Genomic DNA, 22,646 nt, shown 5'->3' on the forward strand with positions numbered 1-22,646 from the left:
AGTATGCATTTTGTTACTGGATGCGAATGCGGTCGCGATGTTCGCAAAATCAATATTCTGAATGAGCGTCAGATCTTTTTGCGGGTCGATATTGTGTTTTTTCAAGACGAATTCCCCCGCCATTTGCGGCATTCCGCCTTTACGCTGTCCGAGGAAGGTGGAGTCTTTCAACATATCCCATTCAAAATTTTCAATCTTTTCACGTGAAACAAGGAAGGTCCCATCCGTTTGCGTTAGCTGGGCAAAGTTAATGACCGGGTCACTGGACCCTTGCGCCTGGACATAGATGGATGTTTCCGATCCGACGAGTGCAATGTCCGCACCATCAGACAGTAAAGTGGTCATCGTCTTGTCGCCACCAGCAGTCGTTTTTAAATCGATTTTTAGGCCTTCTTCTTCAAAAAAACCTTTTTCAATCGCGACATATTGCGGCGTATAGAAAAGCGAGCGTGTTACTTCGGCCACACGGACCTTCGTCGTTTCTTCTTTCTTTGAACCACATGCCCCAAGGGGTATGACTAGCATGCATACAAGTAAAAATAGGACACCCGCTTTACACCATTTCTTCAATTTACCTTCCTCCTTGATATATAGGAATTTTGCCTATCTTATCGTATGAACGAGTGGGAAAATGGTGAATGCCTAACAGGGGATAAAATCGATTGAATGTTTTACAATAAGGGAAACAGAAAGGGGGAGCGGAACATGGAGAACGGAAGGATGATTTCAAAGCAACGGTTCCCTTCACCACATCCTGGCATTCACCTTTTTTTAGTCACTTACATGTCTCAAGGTTTGAAGGTAAAGGGATTACTGGCTGAGCCGGTGGATGGGGACATTCACGATGCTTTCCTTTATTTACGGGGTGGCATTAAAAACGTCGGCAAGGTAAGGCCTGGACGTATCATCCAGTATGCGGCAGAAGGGTTCATCGTCTTTGCCCCGTTTTATAGGGGCAACCAAGGCGGCGAGGGGGACGAGGATTTTGCCGGAGAAGATCGGTTCGATGCGATAGCAGGCTTTAACCTGTTGGAGCAGCATCCACGGGTGAATAAGGAGCATATTCATATCCTCGGCTTTTCCCGGGGTGGCATCATGGCACTATGGACGGCGATCCATTGTCAGACGGCTGCGTCCCTTGTCACATGGGGTGGAGTGTCGGATATGTTCATGACGTATGTCGAACGAGTCGATATGCGGCGGATGATGAAGAGGGTCATCGGTGGTAGTCCTAAGAAATGCCCGGAGCAATATGAATACAGGACGCCGTTGTTTGCCATCGAGGAATTGAATGTTCCGGTTCTGATCATTCATGGGGAAAGGGATGATAATGTATCGGTGGAACACGCCTATCGACTGGAAAAAAGGTTGAAGGCCCACGATAAGCCTGTCGAAAGTTGGTATTTCCCACAATTCACGCATTTTTTCCCGCCTGCGGTCAATCGAAAAGTGGTCGAAGATTTAACAACTTGGATGAAAAGTAAAACCGAATAATGGTAGAATGAAGTATATTGACCAGAGGAGGAGATATACATGGGCATGCCTATGGAACTCAACACCATGATCGTGACAAAGGGAAACGAAATTCGTGAAGAAGAAAATGTGTTCAGCCTGACGAAAGCCGGGTACCGCTTATATCCAATCGACATCCCGATTGATGTCCGTAAAACGATTCAATCCGATTCAAGTGGAACGGCCGTCATCCGCAAAGTCGAATGGATGAATGAAAAAACCAACATTACATATCAATTGATCTCACTGAATTCAACGAATTGAATACATGAAGCGCATGCGAATCTAGCATGCGCTTTTTTATGTGGTAGAGAACGGACGGAATTCGACCGAACTATCCAGCATTCCGCCATTGGTGGCACATAATTCGACGTTCGTGCGATTAATTCGACATTCACGCGGATAATTCAACATTCACAGCGTGCAGACCGGTCGTGGGCCGTTGATTCGCCCACGTTATAAGATCAAACCGAAATTTTATGAAGAATTGTTTGATATTTATAAAAAATCCGGGACACCGGAGTATAATGGATGAGATATTGCTGTTGAAAGAAGGAATGTAGATGGAGGATATTAATCTTTATACGTTGCTGTTTTTGGTGATAGCGGGTTTCATCGCTGCGTTCATTGATTCTGTTGTGGGCGGGGGCGGTCTTATTTCCATACCTGCTTTATTGTTTACGGGAATTTCACCATCTGCGGCTTTAGCGACGAATAAGTTTTCGAGCTCGATGGGTTCCTTGACGAGTACGATTTCATTTATTCGGGCAGGGAAAGTGAACTTCAAATTTGTCATCAAGTTTTTGCCGCTGACCGTGATCGGGTCGATATTGGGTGCCTATGTCGTTCACTTTGTTTCGCCTGACATATTGAAGCCGTTGATTCTGTTGATATTAGTGATTGTCGCGATTTACACGATCGTCAAAAAGGATTGGGGTAAAGAAACCTTGTATAAGGGATTGACCCGGAATAAGCTCATTCTGATGTTAGTGGTCATTTTTGCAATTGGTTTTTACGATGGTTTTCTTGGACCAGGGACGGGTTCTTTTTTATTGTTTGCCTTTTTGATCATAGGATTTGATTTTGTTCAAGCGGCTGGCAATGCCAAGATTTTGAACTTTGGCAGTAATATTGCAGCACTCGTTGTTTTCCTATCGATGGGCACGGTCAATTTTGCTTACGGAATTCCGATGGGAATCGCCATGGTGGCCGGGGCTTTAGTCGGGACGAACTTCGCGATTAAAAAGGGATCTTCCTATGTTAGGCTATTATTCATTTGCGTCACCGTCTTATTGATCGGCAAGAATATTTTAAACTATTTCCATGTGATTTAAATGCAAGTATACATACCAGTGGCCGTGGAATGATCTGCGGCTGCTTTTCCCTGTTTACAGAATGGAATTTCTGTGTGATAATTGCCTGACGAACGTTCGTTAGGATAATGAGCGTACCAGTGCGGGTAAAATATTGGTTGATGAAGGGTGAAGGTAATGAAAAGTGAAGAAATTAAAAAAGCGGCACTCAAACATTTTGCGGTTAACGGATATGAGGGCACGTCGCTTTCTCAAATAGCTGATGATGTGGGAATTAAAAAACAGTCGATTTATTCTCATTTTAAAGGAAAGGATGATTTATTTTTAGCCGTCCTTACAGATGCCAAGGAGATGGAGCTATCCTTTTATGAGGCGTATTTTAAGCAAAAACAAGATCCGGAAAGGACGCTATATGGATTCTTGGATGAGATGAGAAGGATGTTTCAGGAAAATGAGAATTTAAAGTTCTGGCTCAGGATGGAGTTCTTTCCGCCTACTCATTTGTATAAAGTGGTGCAGCGGGAAGCGGCGGATCTCGAGAATCAACAGGAAGCACTGTTAGAAAAGTTATTCGATTCATGGATAGCAGAAGGGGCGGTTCGTTCGGGAAATGCCCGGACGCTAACATTGGCCTACACAGGTGTGATCGTGGCCATCTTGGTCGAACTTGTATACTCCGATGACCCTAAGCGGTTGGAAGATAAATTTGACGCATTATGGACCGTATTTTGGAGCGGAATTTCCAAGTAAGGTTAAGCAATAGGAGATGGGAACATGGCAATGAGAGAACAACAACAGAAAAGTCTTCTGGAAATAGAATCGACGGGAAAGATTTTCTTACGCTATTTGATTCCTTCCATGATCGGAATGATTTTGATGGCATTGAACTTTGTCGTCGATGGCGTCATGGTCGGTAACAAACTTGGGTCCGTTGCCCTTGCAGGGGTAAATATTGCTGGACCCATTTATACCATTTTTGTCGCCATGTCGATCTGGATTGGTGTCGGTGGTGCAACGCTATACTCCCAAAGCATGGGAGCGAAGGATTATGTGCGTTCCCGCTTCATTTTTACGCATTCCATCGTTCTAATTACAGGCTTCACCATCGTCATTGGTTTGATTGCCTATATGTTTCACAATCAGCTCGTTTTCGCATTAGGGGCAAATGAAGCGACCGCTCCCTTTGCGACGGATTATATGAACGTTTTCTTGATGCTCGGTTTTGTTTTCACCTTAGAAAATGCCTTGAGTATTTTTATCCGGAATAATGGAAATCCGACACTGGCCATGACGGCATTGATCGTGACGGCTGTATCGAATTTCGTATTGAACTATATCATTTTGTATGTGTTCGATTTAGGGGTGCGTGAAATCGCGTTTGGGACAATCACCGCGTCGGCGCTTGGAATCGTCGTGCTTTCGGCCCATTTCTTCACGAAGAAAAATACCCTTCGTCTGGTCAAATTCCGGTTTGATAAGCGGCTTTTCCTTTTGACCATGTCCATCGGTTTTCCCAGCTTTTTATCTGAACTCGGTGTATCCGTCTTTACGATTGCGCATAATAATGTGTTTTCCCGGTTGGCGGGAACGGACGGATTGTCCGCCTTTTCCATCGTCAATTATGCCCACAGTGTGATGCTATTGATGTTTCTTGGCATCGGGTCGGCCATCCAACCGCTTGTTAGCTATTACCATGGAGCAAAAGATGAGAAGCGAAAACGCGAGACGGTTCGCATCGCCATTTTTACGGCCATCGGTGCGGGGGTATTCATTACCTTACTCGGACAAGTGACGGCACCGTATATAGTTGCTTTATTCGGGGACTTTTCACAAGACGTGAAGGAACTTGCGACAATCGGCATTCGGATTTTCTTTGGCGGGTATATTCTGATGGGGGTCAACTTCGTCATGATGACCTATTTTCAATCGGTCGGGCAAGTCAAGATGGCAGCCTGGATCACGATTGGGCGGGAATTTCTTTTCATGCTCATATTCCTGGTAACCCTTCCTTTCCTATTCGGAACCAATGCGGCATGGCTGTCGATTCCTTTATCAGAAGTAGTCATTTTCTGTACCATCCTGCTTTATTTGAAAAGAGAAGGTACGTTCTTTGGTAAAAGAGGTCATGGAATTTAGAGATCACCTATTCGGTGGTCTTTTTTTGTTTTTTTAAAATTTCTGAAAAAATATTGACAGAATGATTCACCCTGTTATATATTATTAATACAATAAATAATTTGTTATATAACAGAGGAGGAGAAGTAAAATGAATATGTATACTAAAGCGTATGAAACCTATTTAATGATTTGCGAAAGATATGGAATCGAGTCGATTAACTTTCACCATTTCATCAAACATTTAACCGAGGATCAGTTAGACGAATACAGCAAATTAGCCATTTAAATTGAAAAGGACGTGTTCTTGTAGATGGATCTAGCCGATGTGGAAGCCTTATAGAAACCCCACCCGTTACGAATAGTAGAGGTGGGGTTTTGTTATGTCTAAAAAGGAAAAAGTGATATGGATTCGACGAGGAAACCTAATGACTCTTTAGCGAGCATTAGGTTTTTTTCCTTGAAGTGACAAAATATTATGTAGAATATGGTAAAATTGATATAGGACTTTATACTCTTATATGATGGTCAAAGAAGATAGAAAACCGACTTGGGGGATGCTATATGAAATTAACTGTATCAAAAAAATTATGGGGTAGTTTTTTATCTTTACTTGTATTTTTATTGGCCATTGGGACTGTATATTTGTTGATTATCGATGATCTTAATAAACAATATACGTTTTTATTGGATAATCGCGTGAAAAAGACTCAACTTGTGGATGACCTGATCATCAATCAGCAAGATTACTCCAACGATATTCGGGGATATATGATCTATGGAGATGCCAAGTATTTAGAAGGCCGGTCCGAGAAGTATGATAGGTTTGAAGGTGCCTATAAAGAGTTAGAAAAGACGATGGAAAAGAAAGAAGATCGGGTTTTACTGGAAGAGGCATATAAAGCAAAACAGAAGTATACAGAACTTTCAGAAGAAATAATCAATAATGTCCAGAAAGAGAAAACACAGGAAGCTTTGGTCATTGCAAAAGAGACCAGTGTACTAGAAGAAACAATCATCGAAAAAGCCATACAGTTAAGTGACAACCAGAAGGTTTATATGCAAGAGAAAAGGAAAGAGATTGATGCTTTGGTAAAGGATATGCTGAGCTTCATCACGTTGGTCATCATCGGAGGCTTCATACTTAGTATCGTAATGCCGACTGTCCTGAGTCGCAGCATTACCCGCCCGGTCCGCAAGCTCACTGCGGCTATTGGTGAGGTTGCTGGAGGAAATCTCCAGGTGGAAAGCATACAGGTCAGGAACAAGGACGAGATTGGGGAAATGGCCGGTGCATTCAACAAAATGGTTAATGAACTGAAGTCGATAGTCTCGAGTATGAGGGATTCTTCGAGCCAGTTAGCTGTTCAAGCGGAGCAAATGTCAGCCAGTTCCGAGGAAAGCCTTGCCTCTTCGGAGATGGTTGCTAAAACGGCAGAGGATAATATGCAAGGAACGAATCAGCAGGTGGTCATTATTGAAAATTCGGTGGATTCCATGAATGAAATGGCTGCAGCCGTCGGGAGAGTTACGGAAAGCAATGTCGACATGCTTCAATCTGCTGAAACGGTGAATTCGCTAGTTCGTGAGGGATCATCCAGCATGAATGCGGTGACAAAGGAAATGAATCATATCAATTCCACCATTCAGGACTCGGCGAAAATCATGGAAATGATGACGAGCCATTCAAGTGATATTCAAAGAGTGACAGCCTTGATTACGGACATTTCCGACCAAACTAATTTACTGGCATTGAATGCCGCGATCGAGGCTGCCCGTGCCGGGGATCATGGAAAAGGTTTTGCGGTCGTGGCAGATGAAGTCCGGAAACTGGCTGAGCAATCGAAATTGTCCGCCTCAGAGATTGCAAACATGGTCAGCATGATTCAAGATGCGACCAAAAAAGGGGTGGAATCCATCAAGATGGGAACCAAGAAAGCGGAAGATGGACTCATTGCCTCGGAGAATTCCTTGCAGGTGTTCGACCAGATCAAAGTGGCAGTCGGTGAAGTGGGAAAACGGATAGAGTCGGCATCCAATGCTATCGAAGACATTCAAGCCATGACCGAAGAGGTGGGAGCAGGGGCCACTTCCGTAAAGGAAATTGCGGTGAGCGCTGCTGAACGGGCACATGATACAAGTGCAGCCACAGAAGAGCAGCTAGCGGCGAATGAACAGATTACGACAGGCGCCCAATCACTAGCAATCCTGGCCGAAAACCTACAGAAGGAAGTAAGCCATTTCAAGATTTAAGAACACGATGAAGAACCCGAACGAAGAACACCACTCACACGGTGTTTTAGTCGTTCAGGTTTTTTCTGTTGCAATGCGGTTTGTCACATGAAATAGGAGGAAGGGGATGGGGATAGCCAAGGGGTGTGCGCGTAGAAAGCTAATGTGAATATGGGGAAGAGGAGGATATCCAGGGACTATGCATTCTTGCTTTGATGATAAAGAAAAGGACCAAGCGATTTTCGCTTGGTCCTTTTTCCTATCTTTATTATGCAATCGGTCCGCCAAGTTCTTCGATTTCGTTTGGTACGCTACCGAATTTCTTGAAGTTTGCACGGAATTGAGCGGCAAGGTCTTTTGCTGATTTTGTGTATGCAGCAGGGTCTGCCCATGTTTTGATTGGTTGAAGCACTTCATCAGGAACACCAGGAACATGAACCGGAATGTTCAAGCCGAAGATATCATCTTGAACGGTTTCAATGTTGGCTAATTCACCTTCAAGTGCTGCTTGGATCATGGCACGAGTATAAGCAAGCTTCATACGGCTTCCAGTTCCATAAGCTCCGCCAGTCCATCCTGTGTTAACCAGGTATACTTTTGCGTCATGCTCGTCGATTTTTTCTCCAAGCATTTCAGCATAGCGTGTAGCAGGAAGTGGTAGGAACGGTGAACCGAAGCATGTAGAGAATGTTGCTTCAGGAGACGTCACGCCTCTTTCTGTACCTGCCAATTTGCTTGTGTATCCGCTCAAGAAGTGGAACATGGCTTGTTCTTTAGAAAGTTTGCTGATTGGAGGCAGTACGCCAGAAGCATCAGCCGTTAAGAAAATGATTGTATTCGGGTGTCCCGCAATACTTGGATTCACGATGTTATCGATCGCTTGCATTTGGTATGCAGCACGGGTGTTTTCCGTTAATGAGCTGTCATCGTAGTCCGCCACGCGTGTTTCGGGATCTACCACGACATTTTCCAATACGGCGCCGAAACGGATGGCGTCGAAGATCTGTGGTTCTTTTTCACGTGAAAGGTTGATGGTTTTTGCATAGCATCCGCCTTCGATGTTGAATACACCGTTAGAAGACCAGCCGTGTTCGTCATCACCGATCAGTTTACGGTTCGTGTCGGCAGATAAAGTCGTTTTACCAGTACCGGACAATCCGAAGAATAAAGCGACATCGCCTTCACGACCTACGTTTGCCGAACAATGCATCGGAAGGATTTCTTCTTCCGGAAGTAGGTAGTTCATGATTGAGAAAATCGATTTCTTCATTTCACCTGCGTATTCAGTTCCACCGATTAGGATAGTACGGCGTTCGAATGATACCATGATGAACGTTTCGGATTGCGTTCCATCAACTGCTGGATCCGCTTTGAAATTAGGTGCGGAAAGGATGGTGAATTCTGCTTCATGCCCTCTTAGTTCTTCCTCATTCGGACGGATGAACAATGTATGAGCAAAAAGGTTGTGCCAAGCATATTCATTAACCACTCGGATAGGAAGGCGTGATGATTCGTCTGCTCCAGCAAAACCTTTGAAGACAAAGACTTCTTCTTTTGTCTTTAAGTAATCCACTACTTTACTATATAGTTTATTGAATACTTCCTCGGAAATGGGTTGGTTCACTGGGCCCCAGTCAATTTTGTCCTTTACAGAAGCTTCTTCCACAATATATTTATCTTTAGGTGAACGGCCCGTGTATTTGCCCGTTTCAGCTTTTACTGCGCCGGTTGAAGTTAAAACGCCTTCATTTCTGCTTAATACTTTTTCCACTAATTGAGGAACTGAGAGTTGAGTTTGCACATTATTTCCTGCTAATAATTGGTGTAACTCATTAACGTCAACAGAATTCATATATGAGATACCTTCCTTTGTTTAAGTTTTTATAATACAATTAGTATAACACATTGGATTGAATAGTCTATACTATTTAACTTTTTTTGTGAATGAAAATGGAATAGTCACATTAATCAATTATCTCACTTCGAGTGTAACCTTATGTATAGTGCGGGCATATACTTGCAGTGAGTCATCCTGGATGGATGTTTTTGAATCTGGTTGATTCGGGAGACGATCTGGATGAAGTGAATCTAGGATGTGAAAAACGATTGCTGCCACAAGTCTTTGTGAAGTCCCGTTTTAGGATTAGTGTACCTTTTCATTTATATAGGAAGAAAAGAAGTGAACAACCATTTATGTATCTGAAAAAGGGATGAATATAGGGGTTCGGATGGTATGTTCATTTTGTCTGATTTATCCATTGTAAGTAAATGGTCTTATCTTCTTAGTTTACACTCTTTAAGAATACTATTTATAGTCCGGCTGTGCCAGATAAAAAGTTTTTTTATTTTTCATTGGGGAAAAATGTTCTATTTAGAAAAACATTGACAAATTCAGACTAAATACGATAGTATCTTAAATTGTACGGATTCTCTTATCCCGAGTTGGTGGAGGGACAGGCCCTTTGAAACCCAGCAACCTGCCATATTGAACTTGACTCCAAGGTCAATCGCCGAAAATAAAGCGATGAACCTTCAAGGAATAGTGGTGATGGTGCTAACCTGAGCAAGGTAAAAAACCCTTGAACGATAAGAGTGAAAGGATAGATGATAGAATTTTTAAACCTTTCCTCATTGCCAGGGAAGGTTTTTGTGTTTTTATTCATTAATTCTGTGTCTATGATTGAAACTAATAAGGGAAACGAGTTCCGTAAAAGATCAGGCTCATGCCTACAACATACTAACTTCCAAGGAGGAAATAAGATGTCAAAGAAACGTCTATTTACTTCTGAATCTGTGACAGAAGGCCATCCGGATAAAATTTGTGATCAGATTTCAGATTCCATTTTAGATGCAATCCTAGCTAAGGATGCAAATGCACGCGTTGCGTGTGAAACAAGTGTAACGACAGGTCTTGTACTTGTTGCTGGAGAAATTACAACATCGGCTTACGTGGATATTTCACGCATTGTCCGCGATACGATTGCAGGTATCGGGTACACTCGTGCGAAATATGGTTTCGATGCCGAGACTTGTGCTGTGCTAAGCTCGATCGATGAGCAGTCTGCTGATATTGCAGCGGGTGTTGATAAAGCATTGGAAGCACGTGAAGGTACGATGTCCGATGAGGAAATCGATGCTATCGGTGCAGGGGACCAAGGTCTTATGTTCGGATTCGCGTGCAATGAAACGGAAGAGCTTATGCCACTTCCCATTTCATTGGCTCATAAGCTATCATTCCGTCTTTCTCAAGTTCGTAAAGATGGCACGCTAAGTTATTTACGTCCTGATGGAAAAACGCAGGTAACGGTTGAATATGATGAAAATAACCTACCTGTACGTGTAGACACAATCGTCATCTCCACACAACATGATCCTGAAGTGACACTTGAACAAATTCAAGCCGACTTAAAAGAACATGTGATTAATGCGGTCGTACCGGCTGACTTAATCAATGAAGATACGAAATACTTCATCAACCCGACTGGCCGTTTTGTAATCGGCGGACCTCAAGGGGATGCTGGTCTTACTGGCCGTAAAATCATCGTTGATACGTACGGCGGATACGCTCGTCACGGCGGCGGTGCTTTCTCTGGTAAAGATGCAACAAAAGTGGACCGTTCTGCTGCATATGCCGCTCGTTACGTTGCGAAGAACATCGTAGCTGCTGGCCTGGCTGACAAAGCGGAAGTGCAATTGGCCTACGCAATCGGCGTGGCTAAGCCTGTATCCATCTCAATCGATACATTTGGAACGGGAACAGTAAGTGAAGAGGTGCTAGTGGAATTGGTAGAGGCGAATTTCGACCTACGTCCAGCTGGTATCATCAAGATGCTTGACCTACGTCGCCCAATCTACAAGCAAACAGCTGCATATGGTCACTTCGGCCGTACAGATGTTGATTTGCCTTGGGAGCGTACGGATAAAGCAGAAGCTTTAAAAACACAAGCTAAAGCGTAAATCATATGAGAAAAGGTGCCTTGCTTTAATGCAAGGCACCTTTTTTGATGGGCAAAAATAGGATTAAATATGGCTTCCTAGGGAATAATTCAAGGAATCCTATTTTTAGCTAAGCGTTTTTTGTAATCATACGATTGGTGTTACTTTATTCGGTCAGCCTGTTTATAGAGTTGTCCTTTTTCAGCATATTCCCGGACAATGCGATCCATATCCTGGCGATCTTCCTCATTAATTTCACGAACGACTTTGGCCGGCCTTCCAAAGGCTAAGGTGTTCGGCGGGATAACCTTTCCTTGGGGGACAAGGCTTCCTGCACCGATGAAGGCACCTTCACCGATTTCCGCTCCATCAAGGATGATCGAACCCATGCCGATGAGGGCTCTCTTTCGAATTTTGCAGCTATGTAGAATGACTTGGTGGCCAATGGTCACTTCATCTTCGATTATCAGTGGGTTATTGGGACTTTGATGAAGTACGCTGTTATCTTGCACGCTTACTCTTTTCCCGATGATGGTGGGTGCCACATCGCCGCGAATGACGGTATTGAACCAGATCGTTGATTCATCACCGATTTTGACATCGCCTGTCACGACGGCATTTTCAGCAAGATAGGCGCTTTCGGAAATTTCTGGTTCCATGCCTTTGAATGGATAAATAATCAATTTTCATCATTTCCTTTCCGAAGTGGATAATTTTGCTGTATTATTTTAATATACCGTATCAAAATAGCCTTGGCTACTATTTGATTGAGCACAATTAATTAGGTTTCGTTTTTGTCGAAAACCGAAAATGTGGTTATAATTTACCATATAGATTATTTTTCATTCTGCATGGAACGTTTACAACTAGAGAAAAGTGAAAGGGGGATTTCGAATGTGGAAATGGGAGACGGACGGAGATGCAAAAGGCGTCATCGTCATTATTCATGGGGCAATGGAGCATCATGGCCGTTACAAGTGGTTAACACAAATGTGGCTTTCAGCCGGATACCATGTCGTCATGGGCGACCTACCCGGGCAGGGAATGACGACACGCGCCTTCCGGGGGCATATCGATTCCTTTGACGAATATTTAGATGAAGTAAAAAGCTGGATTGAAGATGCATACGATTATTCCCTTCCTGTCTTTTTATTAGGACATAGCATGGGTGGGTTGATTGCGATCCGCCTGCTTCAGGAGGAAGAATGGGACATCGCGGGGGTCATTTTATCATCGCCATGCCTCGGTCTGATGACGCATCCTCCCAAATACTTAACCGCCATTTCACACGGCATGAATATCGTGATGCCAAAATTCCGGGTGGATTCTGGGTTAACTCCCCAAATGGCGACGAGGAATTCGGAAATCCGTGAATCGGATACGAACGATACATTGTACATTACCAAGGTTTCCGTTCGCTGGTATCGGGAGCTTGTACAGGCAATGAAGGATGCTTTTGAAGAGATTCCGGAGTTTCAGGACGTGCCTTTACTGATGATGCAGGGCGGAGATGACAAGGTCGTCAACAAAAAGGCGGTCCGGGAGTGGTTCAACTATAACTTGGCCAGCGAAAAGCAATACAAGGAATGGCCGAAACTATATCATGAAATTTTCAATGAACCGGAGCGGGATGACGTATTTCAATATGCACTGAGTTTCGTTGAAAACCGGTTGAAGATATTGGGCTATGTCGTTTAAATAAGAAAAAAGCTGCTGAGAAACTTCAGCAGCTTTTTGTTTTGGAGGAATTTGTCAAAGACATGTTCGAACGGCTTCAATTCTTCCATCGTGTTCTATCTTCGGTCAATGCAGTCAGGCTAGTGACGAATTGGCCAAATGATTCACTTGTATCCCGTTTGATTTTCTCAGTCAATAAATCTGCCCTGCCAACGAAGTCGATAATTGTTCCATGTTTCTACACCCACTTATCGATTTTTTTTCATTATAATAGGTATAAGTTCAAAATTCAAAAAATTCGGTCGGATTTACAAAAACACCACCGTTTATTGAACGGTGGTGTGAGTTCTACCTTTTTTCTATCGCAATGAGGAACGGAGGTGAATGAACTTGGTTGATGAAGTCGTATTTCAGGACATGGGCTTTTTGTTGAGACAGGTTCTGTACGTAGTGCATCAACGCATCCCGTTCCGCCTCTCCTCCTGGATGGCCGTGATAGATGACGAGGACGATGATGCCCTCCGGCGCCATCATGTCGAACAGTTTTTCAAGAGAAGCGATTGTCGTATCGGCTTGCGTGATGATCGATTTATCGCCTCCAGGGAGATAGCCAAGGTTGTAGATGGCCCCGGTGATCTTTCCAGCATGTTCCACGGTGATATACGTATCGAGCTGTTCATGTCCATCGTGGACGAGGGTGCAAGGCTTTTGTAAATGTTCCGTTTCCAATTTATTCGCGGTAGTGTGAATGGCTTGCTCTTGAATGTCAAAACTATAGACATGACCGGTTTCGCCGACCAATTGGGCGAGAAAGACGGTATCATGGCCGTTGCCCATCGTTCCATCAACGGTGATGTCCCCTTGTTGAACGGCTCTCTCAAGAAGTAGCTTCGCAAAATCCAAAACGCGATCCAGCTTCATGGTGATGGGACCTCCTCTGATTGATAATGTTTTCCCTGCCAGCTATTGCGGCGTTTCAGTTCGGCATCGATGGCGTTCAGGACATCCCATTTATTGACGCTCCACATCGGCCCAATCATCAAGTCTATGGGGCCATCGCCGGTAATGCGGTGGACGATCATTTCTGGGGGAATGACTTCCAACTGATCGCATACGAGATTTACATAATCGTCCCGTTCAAGAAATTCAAGCATTCCTTTTTCATATTGCTTGACCATCGGCGTTCCTTTCAAAAGGTGAAGCAGGTGGATCTTGATTCCCTGGACATCAAGTTTAGCGACTTCACGTGCGGTCTCCATCATCATTGCATAACCTTCGTTAGGCAAGCCATTGATGATGTGGGTACAGACCCGGATCCCGTGTTTACGCAGTTTATCGACGCCTTCCTTGTAGCAAGCATAGTCGTGGGCCCGGTTGATCAAGTTCCCCGTTTCATCATGGACCGTCTGCAGGCCAAGCTCGACCCAAAGATAGGTACGTTGATTCAGTTCGGCTAGATAGTCGACTACATCATCAGGCAGGCAGTCCGGGCGTGTCGCGATGGAAAGCCCGACCACTCCTTCCTGAGTGAGGACGCTTTCGTATTTTTCACGAAGCTCTGCCACGGGTGCGTGCGTGTTCGTGAACGCTTGAAAATAGGCCATATACTTGCCGTCTTTCCATTTGTGGTGCATTTTTTCACTGACTTTCTTAAATTGGACATCAAGCGGTTCGACGCGATCGCCTGCAAAATCCCCCGATCCTGCGGCACTGCAGAAGGTGCAGCCGCCATGTGCGACTGTGCCATCACGGTTCGGACAGTCGAAACCGCCGTCAAGCGCAACTTTGAAAACTTTATGGCCAAAGTGATGGCGTAAATGGTAATTCCAAGTATGATATCGTTTGTTATCCGTTGCATATATAAACGGGTTTGCTTGATCCATATCAGCAACCTCCTACGTGTAATAAAGCGCAACCTATATTATACAACATTCCGGAGAATAGGTCTTTTTCTTAAAAAAGAAGCGTATAATGTATCTTGAAGGTTAATTTTAGATAGTTAAACAGGTGTGTTCGTTTATCTAAATTGAGTCGGGAGCTGGTGAATATGACCGTTCAAGTAGAAGAAGTCATAAATCAAATGAAAAAGAAATTAGCAGAAAATAACCAGGTGCTAGAAGTCAATGATGATGGGACTGTGTTCAATGCAACGTGTACCTTCAATTCTCCTGCCTCGGACGAACAAATCCTCGCTTTTGAGGAAAAGACCGGTTTGCTGCTGCCAGATGAATATAAAGCATTTTTGAAGATAACGAATGGGTGCCGCCTGTTCGATCATGTTGAATCCGGGGGCGAAAATGATTTATACAGCCTTGAGGATATCATAAATTACACGTATGAAGAAGATTATGAAGGCTGTTATAAGGTGGCCTGCATTTATCAAGATAATATTGTGATCCATGGAAATGACGTGGCCAAAGGCAAGCAGGATTATATCATGGTAAAAGGTCATATCGATGATTTCGATGAAAGCAAGCCGCTTCATATGGGTTTCGCGGAGTGGCTGGAGCAGTTCATTTCCCATCAAGGGGTAAAGTTCTGGGATAAGTGAAAAAAAATGATAATCCTCCCGTTCTTAGTTCAAACTAATTGTGATGATGTAATGTCATCCAAACGAACGTGAAGGAGAGGGTTTGAAATGGCAACTAGACAATCCGTTGGTCAGTTATTGGAGCAATGCGAAGGGGCTCTCCGATTTGCAGATTATGAATATAACGAAGCATCAAGGCTGGGCCATTACAGTGATGAGGAATTCCAGAAGTCACAGCTTTATATCGAAGAGGCTTTGACAAATTTGGACAAAATGTATGGAAGTGCGGATGCCCAGCAACGGGATATGCTTCAAAGGATGCAACAGCAATTGAATGATATAAAGAATGATATGATTTTATTGCGTCATTAAAGGTGTATGTGGGGGCTATGGAAGCATAGCTCCCTTTTCCAATGTGCACGATTTTGAATGGTGATGCATATATAATGAAAAACCTGGAGATAATGTTGGTGACCGGCTATTGCAATTATCGGTAAAATTGACTAGAATGAAATAAAATCAAATATTCTTATAAAGACTATGAAGAGAAGTAGTAGCAATTAGAACCAGTTTAGAGAGTTGACGGATGGTGCAAGTCAACCTGGATTGATTGTGAACTCGTCTTGGAGTCACAGGTGTGAAGCGATAGTAATGCCTGGCGTCCAATCCACGTTACGGAACTTTTAAGCTGGGCGATTGTTTGTTGTCGCCAATGTGGGTGGTACCGCGGGAAGATATACATAATCCTCTCGTCCCAATTTGGGATGAGGGGTTTTTTATTGTTTTTTTTATACGGAAAATAGGAGGAAGTCTAATGAGTTTTGAACATAGAAGCATAGAAACGAAATGGCAGCAATATTGGGAAGCGAACAAAACGTTTAAAACGGGAGAAGATAGCGGCAAACGTAAATTCTACGCGCTGGATATGTTCCCCTATCCATCTGGAGCGGGTCTTCACGTTGGACATCCGGAAGGTTACACGGCGAGTGATATTCTGGCACGGATGAAACGGGCGCAAGGGTACAATGTGCTCCATCCAATCGGCTGGGATGCATTCGGTCTTCCAGCAGAGCAGTACGCAATCGATACCGGGAATGACCCGGCTGAATTCACGGAACACAACATCAACACGTTCCGCCGCCAAATCAAGGCGCTTGGTTTCTCTTATGACTGGGATCGTGAAATCAATACGACGGATCCGGAATATTATAAATGGACACAATGGATTTTCTTGAAATTATACGAAAAAGGCCTTGCCTATATCGATGAAGTCGCTGTGAACTGGTGCCCGGCACTTGGTACGGTTTTAGCGAATGAAGAAGTCATCGATGGGAAAAGTGAACGTGGCGGACATCCGGTCGAACGCCGTCCAATGAAGCAGTGGATGTTGCGCATCACGGCTTATGCCGACCGTCTGATCGACGATTTGGATGATGTGGATTGGCCAGAAAACATCAAGGATATGCAACGTAACTGGATCGGCCGTTCTGAAGGAGCTGAAGTCACGTTCACGATCGATGGATTCGATGAATCATTCACGGTGTTCACGACACGTCCGGATACATTATTCGGTGCAAGCTATGCGGTTCTTGCTCCAGAGCATCCTTTCGTGGATAAGATCACGACATCCGAACAACGTGCTGCCGTTGACGCTTATTTAGACGAAGTGAAACATAAAAGTGACCTGGAAAGAACGGACCTTGCAAAAGATAAATCAGGCGTGTTCACGGGTGCTTATGCAATCAATCCGGTCAATGGCGAAAAGATGCCGATCTGGATTGCCGATTACGTATTGATCAGCTATGGAACGGGTGCAATCATGGCGGTTCCTGCTCATGATGAACGTGATTATGAATTCGCAGTCAAATTCGACTTACCAATCAAAGAAGTCGTAGCTGGTGGAGATGTGACGAAAGAAGCCTATACGGGCGACGGGCTTCATGTGAACTCCGGATTCCTGGATGGAATGAATAAAGAAGAAGGCATCACGGCCATGATTAAATGGTTGGAAGAAAAAGCGATCGGTACGAAAAAAATCACGTACCGCCTTCGCGACTGGTTGTTCAGCCGCCAACGTTACTGGGGTGAGCCAATTCCAATCATCCATTGGGAAGATGGCACCATGTCAGCACTTAAGGAAGAAGAGCTTCCATTACTTCTACCTAAGGCAACGGACATCAAGCCTTCAGGAACGGGTGAATCACCACTTGCGAACATCACGGATTGGGTGAATGTAGTTGACGAAAACGGACGTAAAGGCCGTCGTGAGACGAATACCATGCCACAATGGGCAGGTAGTAGCTGGTACTTCCTTCGTTATATCGATCCGGACAATACGGAAGCTCTTGCCGATCCGGAAAAATTGAAAGAATGGATGCCGGTCGACATTTATATCGGTGGTGCCGAGCATGCCGTGCTTCACTTATTGTACGCGCGCTTCTGGCATAAATTCTTGTATGACATCGGTGTCGTACCAACGAAGGAACCGTTCCAAAACTTATTCAACCAAGGGATGATCCTTGGCGAGAACAATGAAAAAATGAGTAAATCAAAAGGGAATGTCGTGAACCCTGACGACATCGTCGAAAGCCATGGGGCGGATACACTTCGCATGTACGAAATGTTCATGGGGCCATTGGATGCATCCATTGCCTGGTCGACAAACGGATTGGACGGTTCACGCCGCTTCCTGGATCGCGTCTGGCGTCTACTTGTCAATGATGATGGCACGATGACGGATAAATTGGTCGAAACGGATGACAGTGGCAAGCTTGAAAGAGTGTATCACCAAACTGTCAAAAAAGTGACCGAGAACTATGAAGAATTGAAATTCAATACGGCGATTTCACAGTTGATGGTCTTCATCAACGATGCCTACAAAGCGGAAGCACTTCCGAAGGAATATATCGAAGGCTTCGTGAAATTGCTAGCACCGGCTGCACCGCATATCTCAGAAGAACTTTGGTCTAAGCTGGGTCATTCTGAAAGCATCGCTTACGGAACGTGGCCTGCGTTCGACGAAGCGAAGCTCGTCGATAACGAAGTGGAGATCGTCATTCAAATCAACGGTAAAGTCAAAGCCAAACTGATGGTGCCGACTGATACGACAAAAGAAAAACTAGAAGAAATCGCGATGGGCGAAGACGCCATCAAAGAACAGATCGATGGCAAAACCATCCGCAAAGTCATTGCCGTACCTGGCAAATTGGTCAATATCGTCGCAAACTAACCATCAAAAGAGCTGTCCCGCATATTGGCCGGGGCAGCTCTTTTTTTGTGTTGCCCTGGAAAGGGACATTCGTCGATTTATAAATATTAGGACCATATTGTGATATGTATTTTTATGGTAATATGTAATGAAAAACCAAGGAGCAACTATGGAAAACGTTCATAACGTGGAGTTAAAACATTTTTCGAATGAATATTTGGATGTATTAAATTCCTTTGAACTTCCTGAAGAACAAGGGCAGTTCACAGCATTACCATGCAAGATTTTAGAGTTGAAAGAAGGACAACATCGTATTGTTATTTTATGTGAGGATGAGCCTGTAGGCTTCTTTTTATTACATTCAACGGAACGAGTTAAGGCGTACTCGGATAATCCGAAAGCGATGCTCTTAACTGCATTATCTGTTAACCATGCAAAGCAAGGAAAAGGTTATGCTAAACAAGCGATGCTCTTACTAAGTGATTTTGTTAAAACTGAATTTCCTTACTGTGATGAAATCGTTTTAGTTGTTAATCATAAAAATGTTCCTGCTCAGCGACTGTATGCAAAAGTAGGTTTTACTGATACAGGTAAGAGAAAAATCGGTCCGATTGGCGAACAGTTTGTCATGCATTTATCGGTGAAGAATACGTAACTCTTCTAACTTTCCCGAGCTAACCTGTAATAGAGAGATAGAATGAATCGGTCAATAATCGAGCGTTTTAATTGAATCGGAAAAAAAGGGATCTTCGCTGAAGATTCTTTTTTTTTTTTGCTAATGATGGTTGATTATGTACCTAAGAATAAGGCTTCCCAAAACGCAGATGAAGAAAGTGGAAGAAGCAAGATTCGAGATTCGGACACATATGGGTGATATGGGCGGAATCCTAAGTGAATGGGGAAGAAATAGTAGGAAAACCCTGTTCTAATAAAAAGCAGAATAGCTAGATTCAAAGATACGTATTAGTGCAAAATGCCTGTTTATTCCTTGGAGTCTACCATTCTCAAGTTATTGCCAAAAAAATGGTTGATAATATTTAACAGTGTGATAATTTGGTATAGTAAAGCATTTTTAGCAAATTTAGGAGGGTAACTATTGAACGTTAAAAAGGTAAGTCGATTTACGGTATGTGTACTTATATTTTCACTTGTTTTTGGCATGTTGATTCCACAAAGATCCCAGGCTGCGACAGATTCATCAAAAATCATACAAGCAGCTTCCATTAAAAGTGGGGAAACGGTTGAAGGCACTTTTGACAAGCCTGAGACCCATTGGCTCCAGATCACCCCAACGAAAGATGATACTAATCAGTTTTCCCATGTTGAGTTCGATGTAGAATCGGACGATTATCTTAATATTTCAGTCTATCCTACTTTAGAAAAAGCAGAGAAAGATGAAACGTATGATAACTACCGGGCAACTAGCGGCCCTGAAGAAAAGGCCGTCATCGACTTCCCGTTCGGTTGGGAAGGAAGCTATTATGTGAAAATAGAGTATTTCGGTGAAGTGGATGAAGAGGGCCTATCATTACCGGAATCGGAGAATAAGACGGCTTACAAAATACATGCACAATCCGTTAAATTGCCTCCTTCCGCAACATCGGACGAACTTGGAATGGATTCATGCCCAGTGGAGTTAAGCGCTGTAGGAAAATCCACGGGTAAAAACCTATTGAGTGAAATTCGCAAGTTCAGAGATGGAGTTCTTTCCAAGTCAGAGGAAGGACGCGCCCTATCTTCCTTGTATTATAAGGCTGCACCGTTCTTGGTCCTTGATATGGCCGGCAGCAAGAGCAAAAGAGACAATGTATACAACAATCTAGTAATCCTTCAACCTCTAATTGCGGACCTTAATGAAAATGGGGAAAGCAGTACGGCAGTCATTTCAAATAAGCAGCAACAAGCGATTAAAGAATTGTTCGATGTGACGGTCGATGCCGTCCCAGCTTCACTGAAAAAAGAAATGAACGGCATTGCGGATAAGATCGGCATCAATAACCTTGCAGGCGAGCGCGTTGTCGATATCGCAAGCAAAGCGGGTTATAAGCTACCGGCTTCCAAAAGCATCACGAGCAAGTATATCGTCAAGATGAAACCGGGTAAAAAACTGACTTCGGTTCAAACCAAGGTACAAAGCTATGGAACGTTCTCGACCTTCAAAAAACAAGATGTCATCCTCGATGATACATATGTGGTGGAGTTAAAGGGAACGGGCAAGATGAGCGCAACGGCCCTTACACAGGTTGAAAACCTCTCGGATGTAGAGTATATCGAGCCGGTTAAAACGTATAAAGCCCTTTCGAATGATATTCAATCACCGTATCAATGGTCCTTGAACAATGAAGGGCGTGAAGTGAGTAAAAAAGGCGCTGACATCCATAATGACGAATTGCAGAAACTTATTAAGCATCGCGATCTGAAAGAGACATTGGTTGCGGTAATCGATACAGGCGTCGATAATACGCTCGCGGATTTAAAAGACAAAGTCAATATGGGACAAGGCAAGAACTTCATCGATCAGAAAGTGGACGCAATCGATGATAATGGACATGGTACACATGTTTCAGGCATCATCGCAGCCCAGTCGAATAATGGATATTCCATGGAGGGAATCAATCCATTGGCCAAAATCCTTCCGGTCAAGGTCCTTGATTCTTCAGGAGCAGGGGACACGGAAAAAATTGCAGCCGGAATCATTTATGCGGCAGACAAGGGAGCAAAGGTCATTAACTTAAGTTTGGGCGGGTCTTATAGCCGGACCATCGAGTACGCCCTGAATTACGCAGCATCCAAAGGTGTCGTGATCGTGGCCGCAAGCGGGAATGAAGCCAGCATGCTTTCTTATCCGGCTTCTTCTAAATATGTAATATCCGTCGGGGCAACCAATGCCTATGATATCGTTTCGGATTATTCCAACTTTGGCCCGACACTTGATTTGGTGGCACCTGGAACAGGGATCCCAAGTCTTATGCCAAACGGAAATGTCACGTTAATGGATGGGACATCGATGGCAACACCACATGTCGCAGCAGTTGCCGCGTTATTACTATCCGGTAATCCAGGATTGAAAATAAATGACGTACGCACCATCCTTCATGAAACATCCGATTACATTGCCTTCAAGGAAGAAGACAATGAAGGAATGGATCAGGATTATACAGATGAAGGAGAGCCGATAGCACCAGCCGTCGACAGGGATTATGTTTCAGGATTTGGAAGGCTGAATGGCTTTAGTGCACTTAGTAAAGTGGACCTGAAAGCTGCAGTGAACCCGATTCTTGATAATCAAACGAAGCTGACAGGAACGGCAAAAGCAGGTTCAAAAGTGGAAGTGAAAAACGGAAGCAAAACAATCGGAACAGCGGTGACTTCAGCCAAAGGTACGTTCAGTGTTGCAATTCCAGTTCAAAAGGCCGATCAACGCCTAAACGTCGTGATTTCGGATTCTTCTAAAGTCGCTGTCTCTTCAATCAAGCTGTTTGTGAAGAAGGGGGAAACTCCTAAAGCACCTACTGTGAAGGCAGTAAGTGACAAAGATACGTTTGTAACAGGAAAAGCAACGGCGGGAATCGCGATTTCCATCAAGAATAGCGCCAAAAAAGTAATCGGCAAAGGCAACGCAGACAGCAAAGGGAATTACAAAGTAAAAATCAGTAAACAAAAAGCAGGGACAAAACTCTCCATCACAGCTACTGACGCGGCGAAACGGGAAAGTAAAGCAGCGAAAGTGACTGTATTGGACAAAACGGCACCAAGTGCACCAAAAGTCGACAAAGTAACGGACAAATCAAAAAAAGTAACCGGTAAAGCGGAAGTGGGATCGACGGTTACGGTCAAGTACAAAGATAAGAAGATCGGATCGGCCAAAGCTGATAACAAAGGGAAATATACCGTGAAAATCAGCAAGAAAAAAGCAGGTTCGACCTTGTCCGTTACAGCGAAAGATAAAGCGGGCAATACAGGCAAAGCTACGAAAGTGACTGTGAAGAAATATAAAAAGTAAAATGTTAACTGAAACGGCATGTCCCCTTGTTTGAAATAACTAACAAGGGACATGCCGTTTTTTTCTTGAACCTCTAATAGGATGACGACAAAAAAGCCTATCAAAATAGTTTTGATAGGC

General features: G+C 43.8%; 18 protein-coding genes, 1 pseudogene, 1 riboswitch and 1 other annotated feature. Of the genes and pseudogenes, 14 read left to right on the top strand and 5 right to left on the bottom strand.

Annotated features, from left to right (window positions below):
- Positions 1-18: 18 nt before the first annotated feature.
- A pseudogene (locus tag ACQKL6_RS10990) lies at positions 19-525 on the bottom strand (ABC transporter substrate-binding protein); the annotation flags it as partial.
- Between the two features lie 180 nt (positions 526-705).
- Between ACQKL6_RS10990 and ACQKL6_RS10995 the strand changes: the two are divergent.
- The 7 genes from ACQKL6_RS10995 to ACQKL6_RS11025 all read left to right on the top strand — a co-directional run bounded on the left by ACQKL6_RS10995 (position 706) and on the right by ACQKL6_RS11025 (position 7,193).
- Complete coding sequence (locus tag ACQKL6_RS10995) at positions 706-1,494, top strand: alpha/beta hydrolase family protein (protein ID WP_402957029.1); 789 nt, start codon at positions 706-708, stop codon at positions 1,492-1,494.
- Positions 1,495-1,533: 39 nt separating this feature from the next.
- The gene (locus ACQKL6_RS11000) at positions 1,534-1,776 is read left to right on the top strand and encodes a DUF2584 domain-containing protein (RefSeq protein ID WP_403080354.1); all 243 of its coding nucleotides are present in this window, start codon (positions 1,534-1,536) and stop codon (positions 1,774-1,776) included.
- A gap of 299 nt (positions 1,777-2,075) precedes the next feature.
- Positions 2,076-2,846, top strand: a complete 771-nt coding sequence (locus ACQKL6_RS11005; RefSeq protein WP_407406295.1) for a TSUP family transporter — start codon at positions 2,076-2,078, stop codon at positions 2,844-2,846.
- A gap of 156 nt (positions 2,847-3,002) precedes the next feature.
- Positions 3,003-3,575, top strand: a complete 573-nt coding sequence (locus tag ACQKL6_RS11010) for a TetR/AcrR family transcriptional regulator (RefSeq protein WP_402875130.1) — start codon at positions 3,003-3,005, stop codon at positions 3,573-3,575.
- A 24-nt stretch (positions 3,576-3,599) separates the two neighbouring features.
- Positions 3,600-4,961, top strand: a complete 1,362-nt coding sequence (locus tag ACQKL6_RS11015) for an MATE family efflux transporter (protein WP_402957033.1) — start codon at positions 3,600-3,602, stop codon at positions 4,959-4,961.
- Positions 4,962-5,091: 130 nt separating this feature from the next.
- Entirely contained in the window at positions 5,092-5,229 is a 138-nt protein-coding gene (locus ACQKL6_RS11020) for a hypothetical protein (RefSeq protein WP_402957035.1), read from the top strand.
- A gap of 275 nt (positions 5,230-5,504) precedes the next feature.
- Positions 5,505-7,193 carry a methyl-accepting chemotaxis protein gene (locus ACQKL6_RS11025; protein ID WP_427651071.1) on the top strand — a complete coding sequence of 563 codons (1,689 nt, stop codon included), beginning with the start codon at positions 5,505-5,507 and terminating at the stop codon, positions 7,191-7,193.
- A 247-nt stretch (positions 7,194-7,440) separates the two neighbouring features.
- Here the strand turns inward: ACQKL6_RS11025 and pckA are convergent, their stop codons facing one another.
- Positions 7,441-9,024, bottom strand: coding sequence for a phosphoenolpyruvate carboxykinase (ATP) (gene pckA, locus ACQKL6_RS11030; RefSeq protein WP_402875118.1), 1,584 nt, complete (start codon positions 9,022-9,024; stop codon positions 7,441-7,443).
- A 577-nt stretch (positions 9,025-9,601) separates the two neighbouring features.
- Positions 9,602-9,765, top strand: a riboswitch (SAM riboswitch).
- Between the two features lie 167 nt (positions 9,766-9,932).
- Here pckA and metK point away from each other — a divergent pair.
- A complete protein-coding gene (gene metK, locus ACQKL6_RS11035; RefSeq protein ID WP_402875116.1) occupies positions 9,933-11,129 on the top strand; it encodes a methionine adenosyltransferase in 1,197 nt (398 codons plus the stop codon).
- A 140-nt stretch (positions 11,130-11,269) separates the two neighbouring features.
- Here the strand turns inward: metK and ACQKL6_RS11040 are convergent, their stop codons facing one another.
- Entirely contained in the window at positions 11,270-11,788 is a 519-nt protein-coding gene (locus ACQKL6_RS11040) for a gamma carbonic anhydrase family protein (protein ID WP_402875249.1), read from the bottom strand.
- Between the two features lie 214 nt (positions 11,789-12,002).
- Here ACQKL6_RS11040 and ACQKL6_RS11045 point away from each other — a divergent pair, with 214 nt between their 5' ends.
- Positions 12,003-12,806, top strand: coding sequence for a lysophospholipase (locus ACQKL6_RS11045; RefSeq protein WP_427651072.1), 804 nt, complete (start codon positions 12,003-12,005; stop codon positions 12,804-12,806).
- Positions 12,807-13,133: 327 nt separating this feature from the next.
- Here the strand turns inward: ACQKL6_RS11045 and ACQKL6_RS11050 are convergent, their stop codons facing one another.
- Both ACQKL6_RS11050 and ACQKL6_RS11055 read right to left on the bottom strand, forming a co-directional pair.
- Positions 13,134-13,706 (bottom strand): class I SAM-dependent methyltransferase, encoded by a 573-nt coding sequence (locus tag ACQKL6_RS11050; RefSeq protein WP_427651073.1) that lies wholly within the window; start codon positions 13,704-13,706, stop codon positions 13,134-13,136.
- Entirely contained in the window at positions 13,703-14,668 is a 966-nt protein-coding gene (locus tag ACQKL6_RS11055; RefSeq protein ID WP_403080356.1) for a TIGR01212 family radical SAM protein, read from the bottom strand. Before ACQKL6_RS11055 ends, ACQKL6_RS11050 begins: the two co-directional genes overlap by 4 nt.
- A 164-nt stretch (positions 14,669-14,832) precedes the next feature.
- Here ACQKL6_RS11055 and ACQKL6_RS11060 point away from each other — a divergent pair, with 164 nt between their 5' ends.
- The 5 genes from ACQKL6_RS11060 (at position 14,833) to ACQKL6_RS11080 (ending at position 22,526) form a co-directional block, all read left to right on the top strand.
- The gene (locus ACQKL6_RS11060) at positions 14,833-15,336 is read left to right on the top strand and encodes an SMI1/KNR4 family protein (protein WP_402875102.1); all 504 of its coding nucleotides are present in this window, start codon (positions 14,833-14,835) and stop codon (positions 15,334-15,336) included.
- An 87-nt stretch (positions 15,337-15,423) separates the two neighbouring features.
- Positions 15,424-15,687 (top strand): DUF2524 family protein, encoded by a 264-nt coding sequence (locus tag ACQKL6_RS11065; RefSeq protein ID WP_402875099.1) that lies wholly within the window; start codon positions 15,424-15,426, stop codon positions 15,685-15,687.
- A gap of 159 nt (positions 15,688-15,846) precedes the next feature.
- Positions 15,847-16,075 (top strand) — a binding site (T-box leader).
- 54 nt (positions 16,076-16,129) lie between these two features.
- Positions 16,130-18,544: a leucine--tRNA ligase gene (gene leuS / locus ACQKL6_RS11070; protein WP_427651074.1), complete on the top strand. Its 2,415-nt coding sequence runs from the start codon at positions 16,130-16,132 to the stop codon at positions 18,542-18,544.
- A gap of 148 nt (positions 18,545-18,692) precedes the next feature.
- Entirely contained in the window at positions 18,693-19,178 is a 486-nt protein-coding gene (locus tag ACQKL6_RS11075) for a GNAT family N-acetyltransferase (RefSeq protein WP_427651158.1), read from the top strand.
- Positions 19,179-19,619: 441 nt separating this feature from the next.
- Positions 19,620-22,526: a S8 family serine peptidase gene (locus tag ACQKL6_RS11080; protein WP_427651075.1), complete on the top strand. Its 2,907-nt coding sequence runs from the start codon at positions 19,620-19,622 to the stop codon at positions 22,524-22,526.
- Positions 22,527-22,646: the final 120 nt, after the last annotated feature.

It is taken from the genome of Peribacillus sp. NPDC097197 (assembly GCF_050278025.1).
GTDB lineage: Bacteria > Bacillota > Bacilli > Bacillales > DSM-1321 > Peribacillus.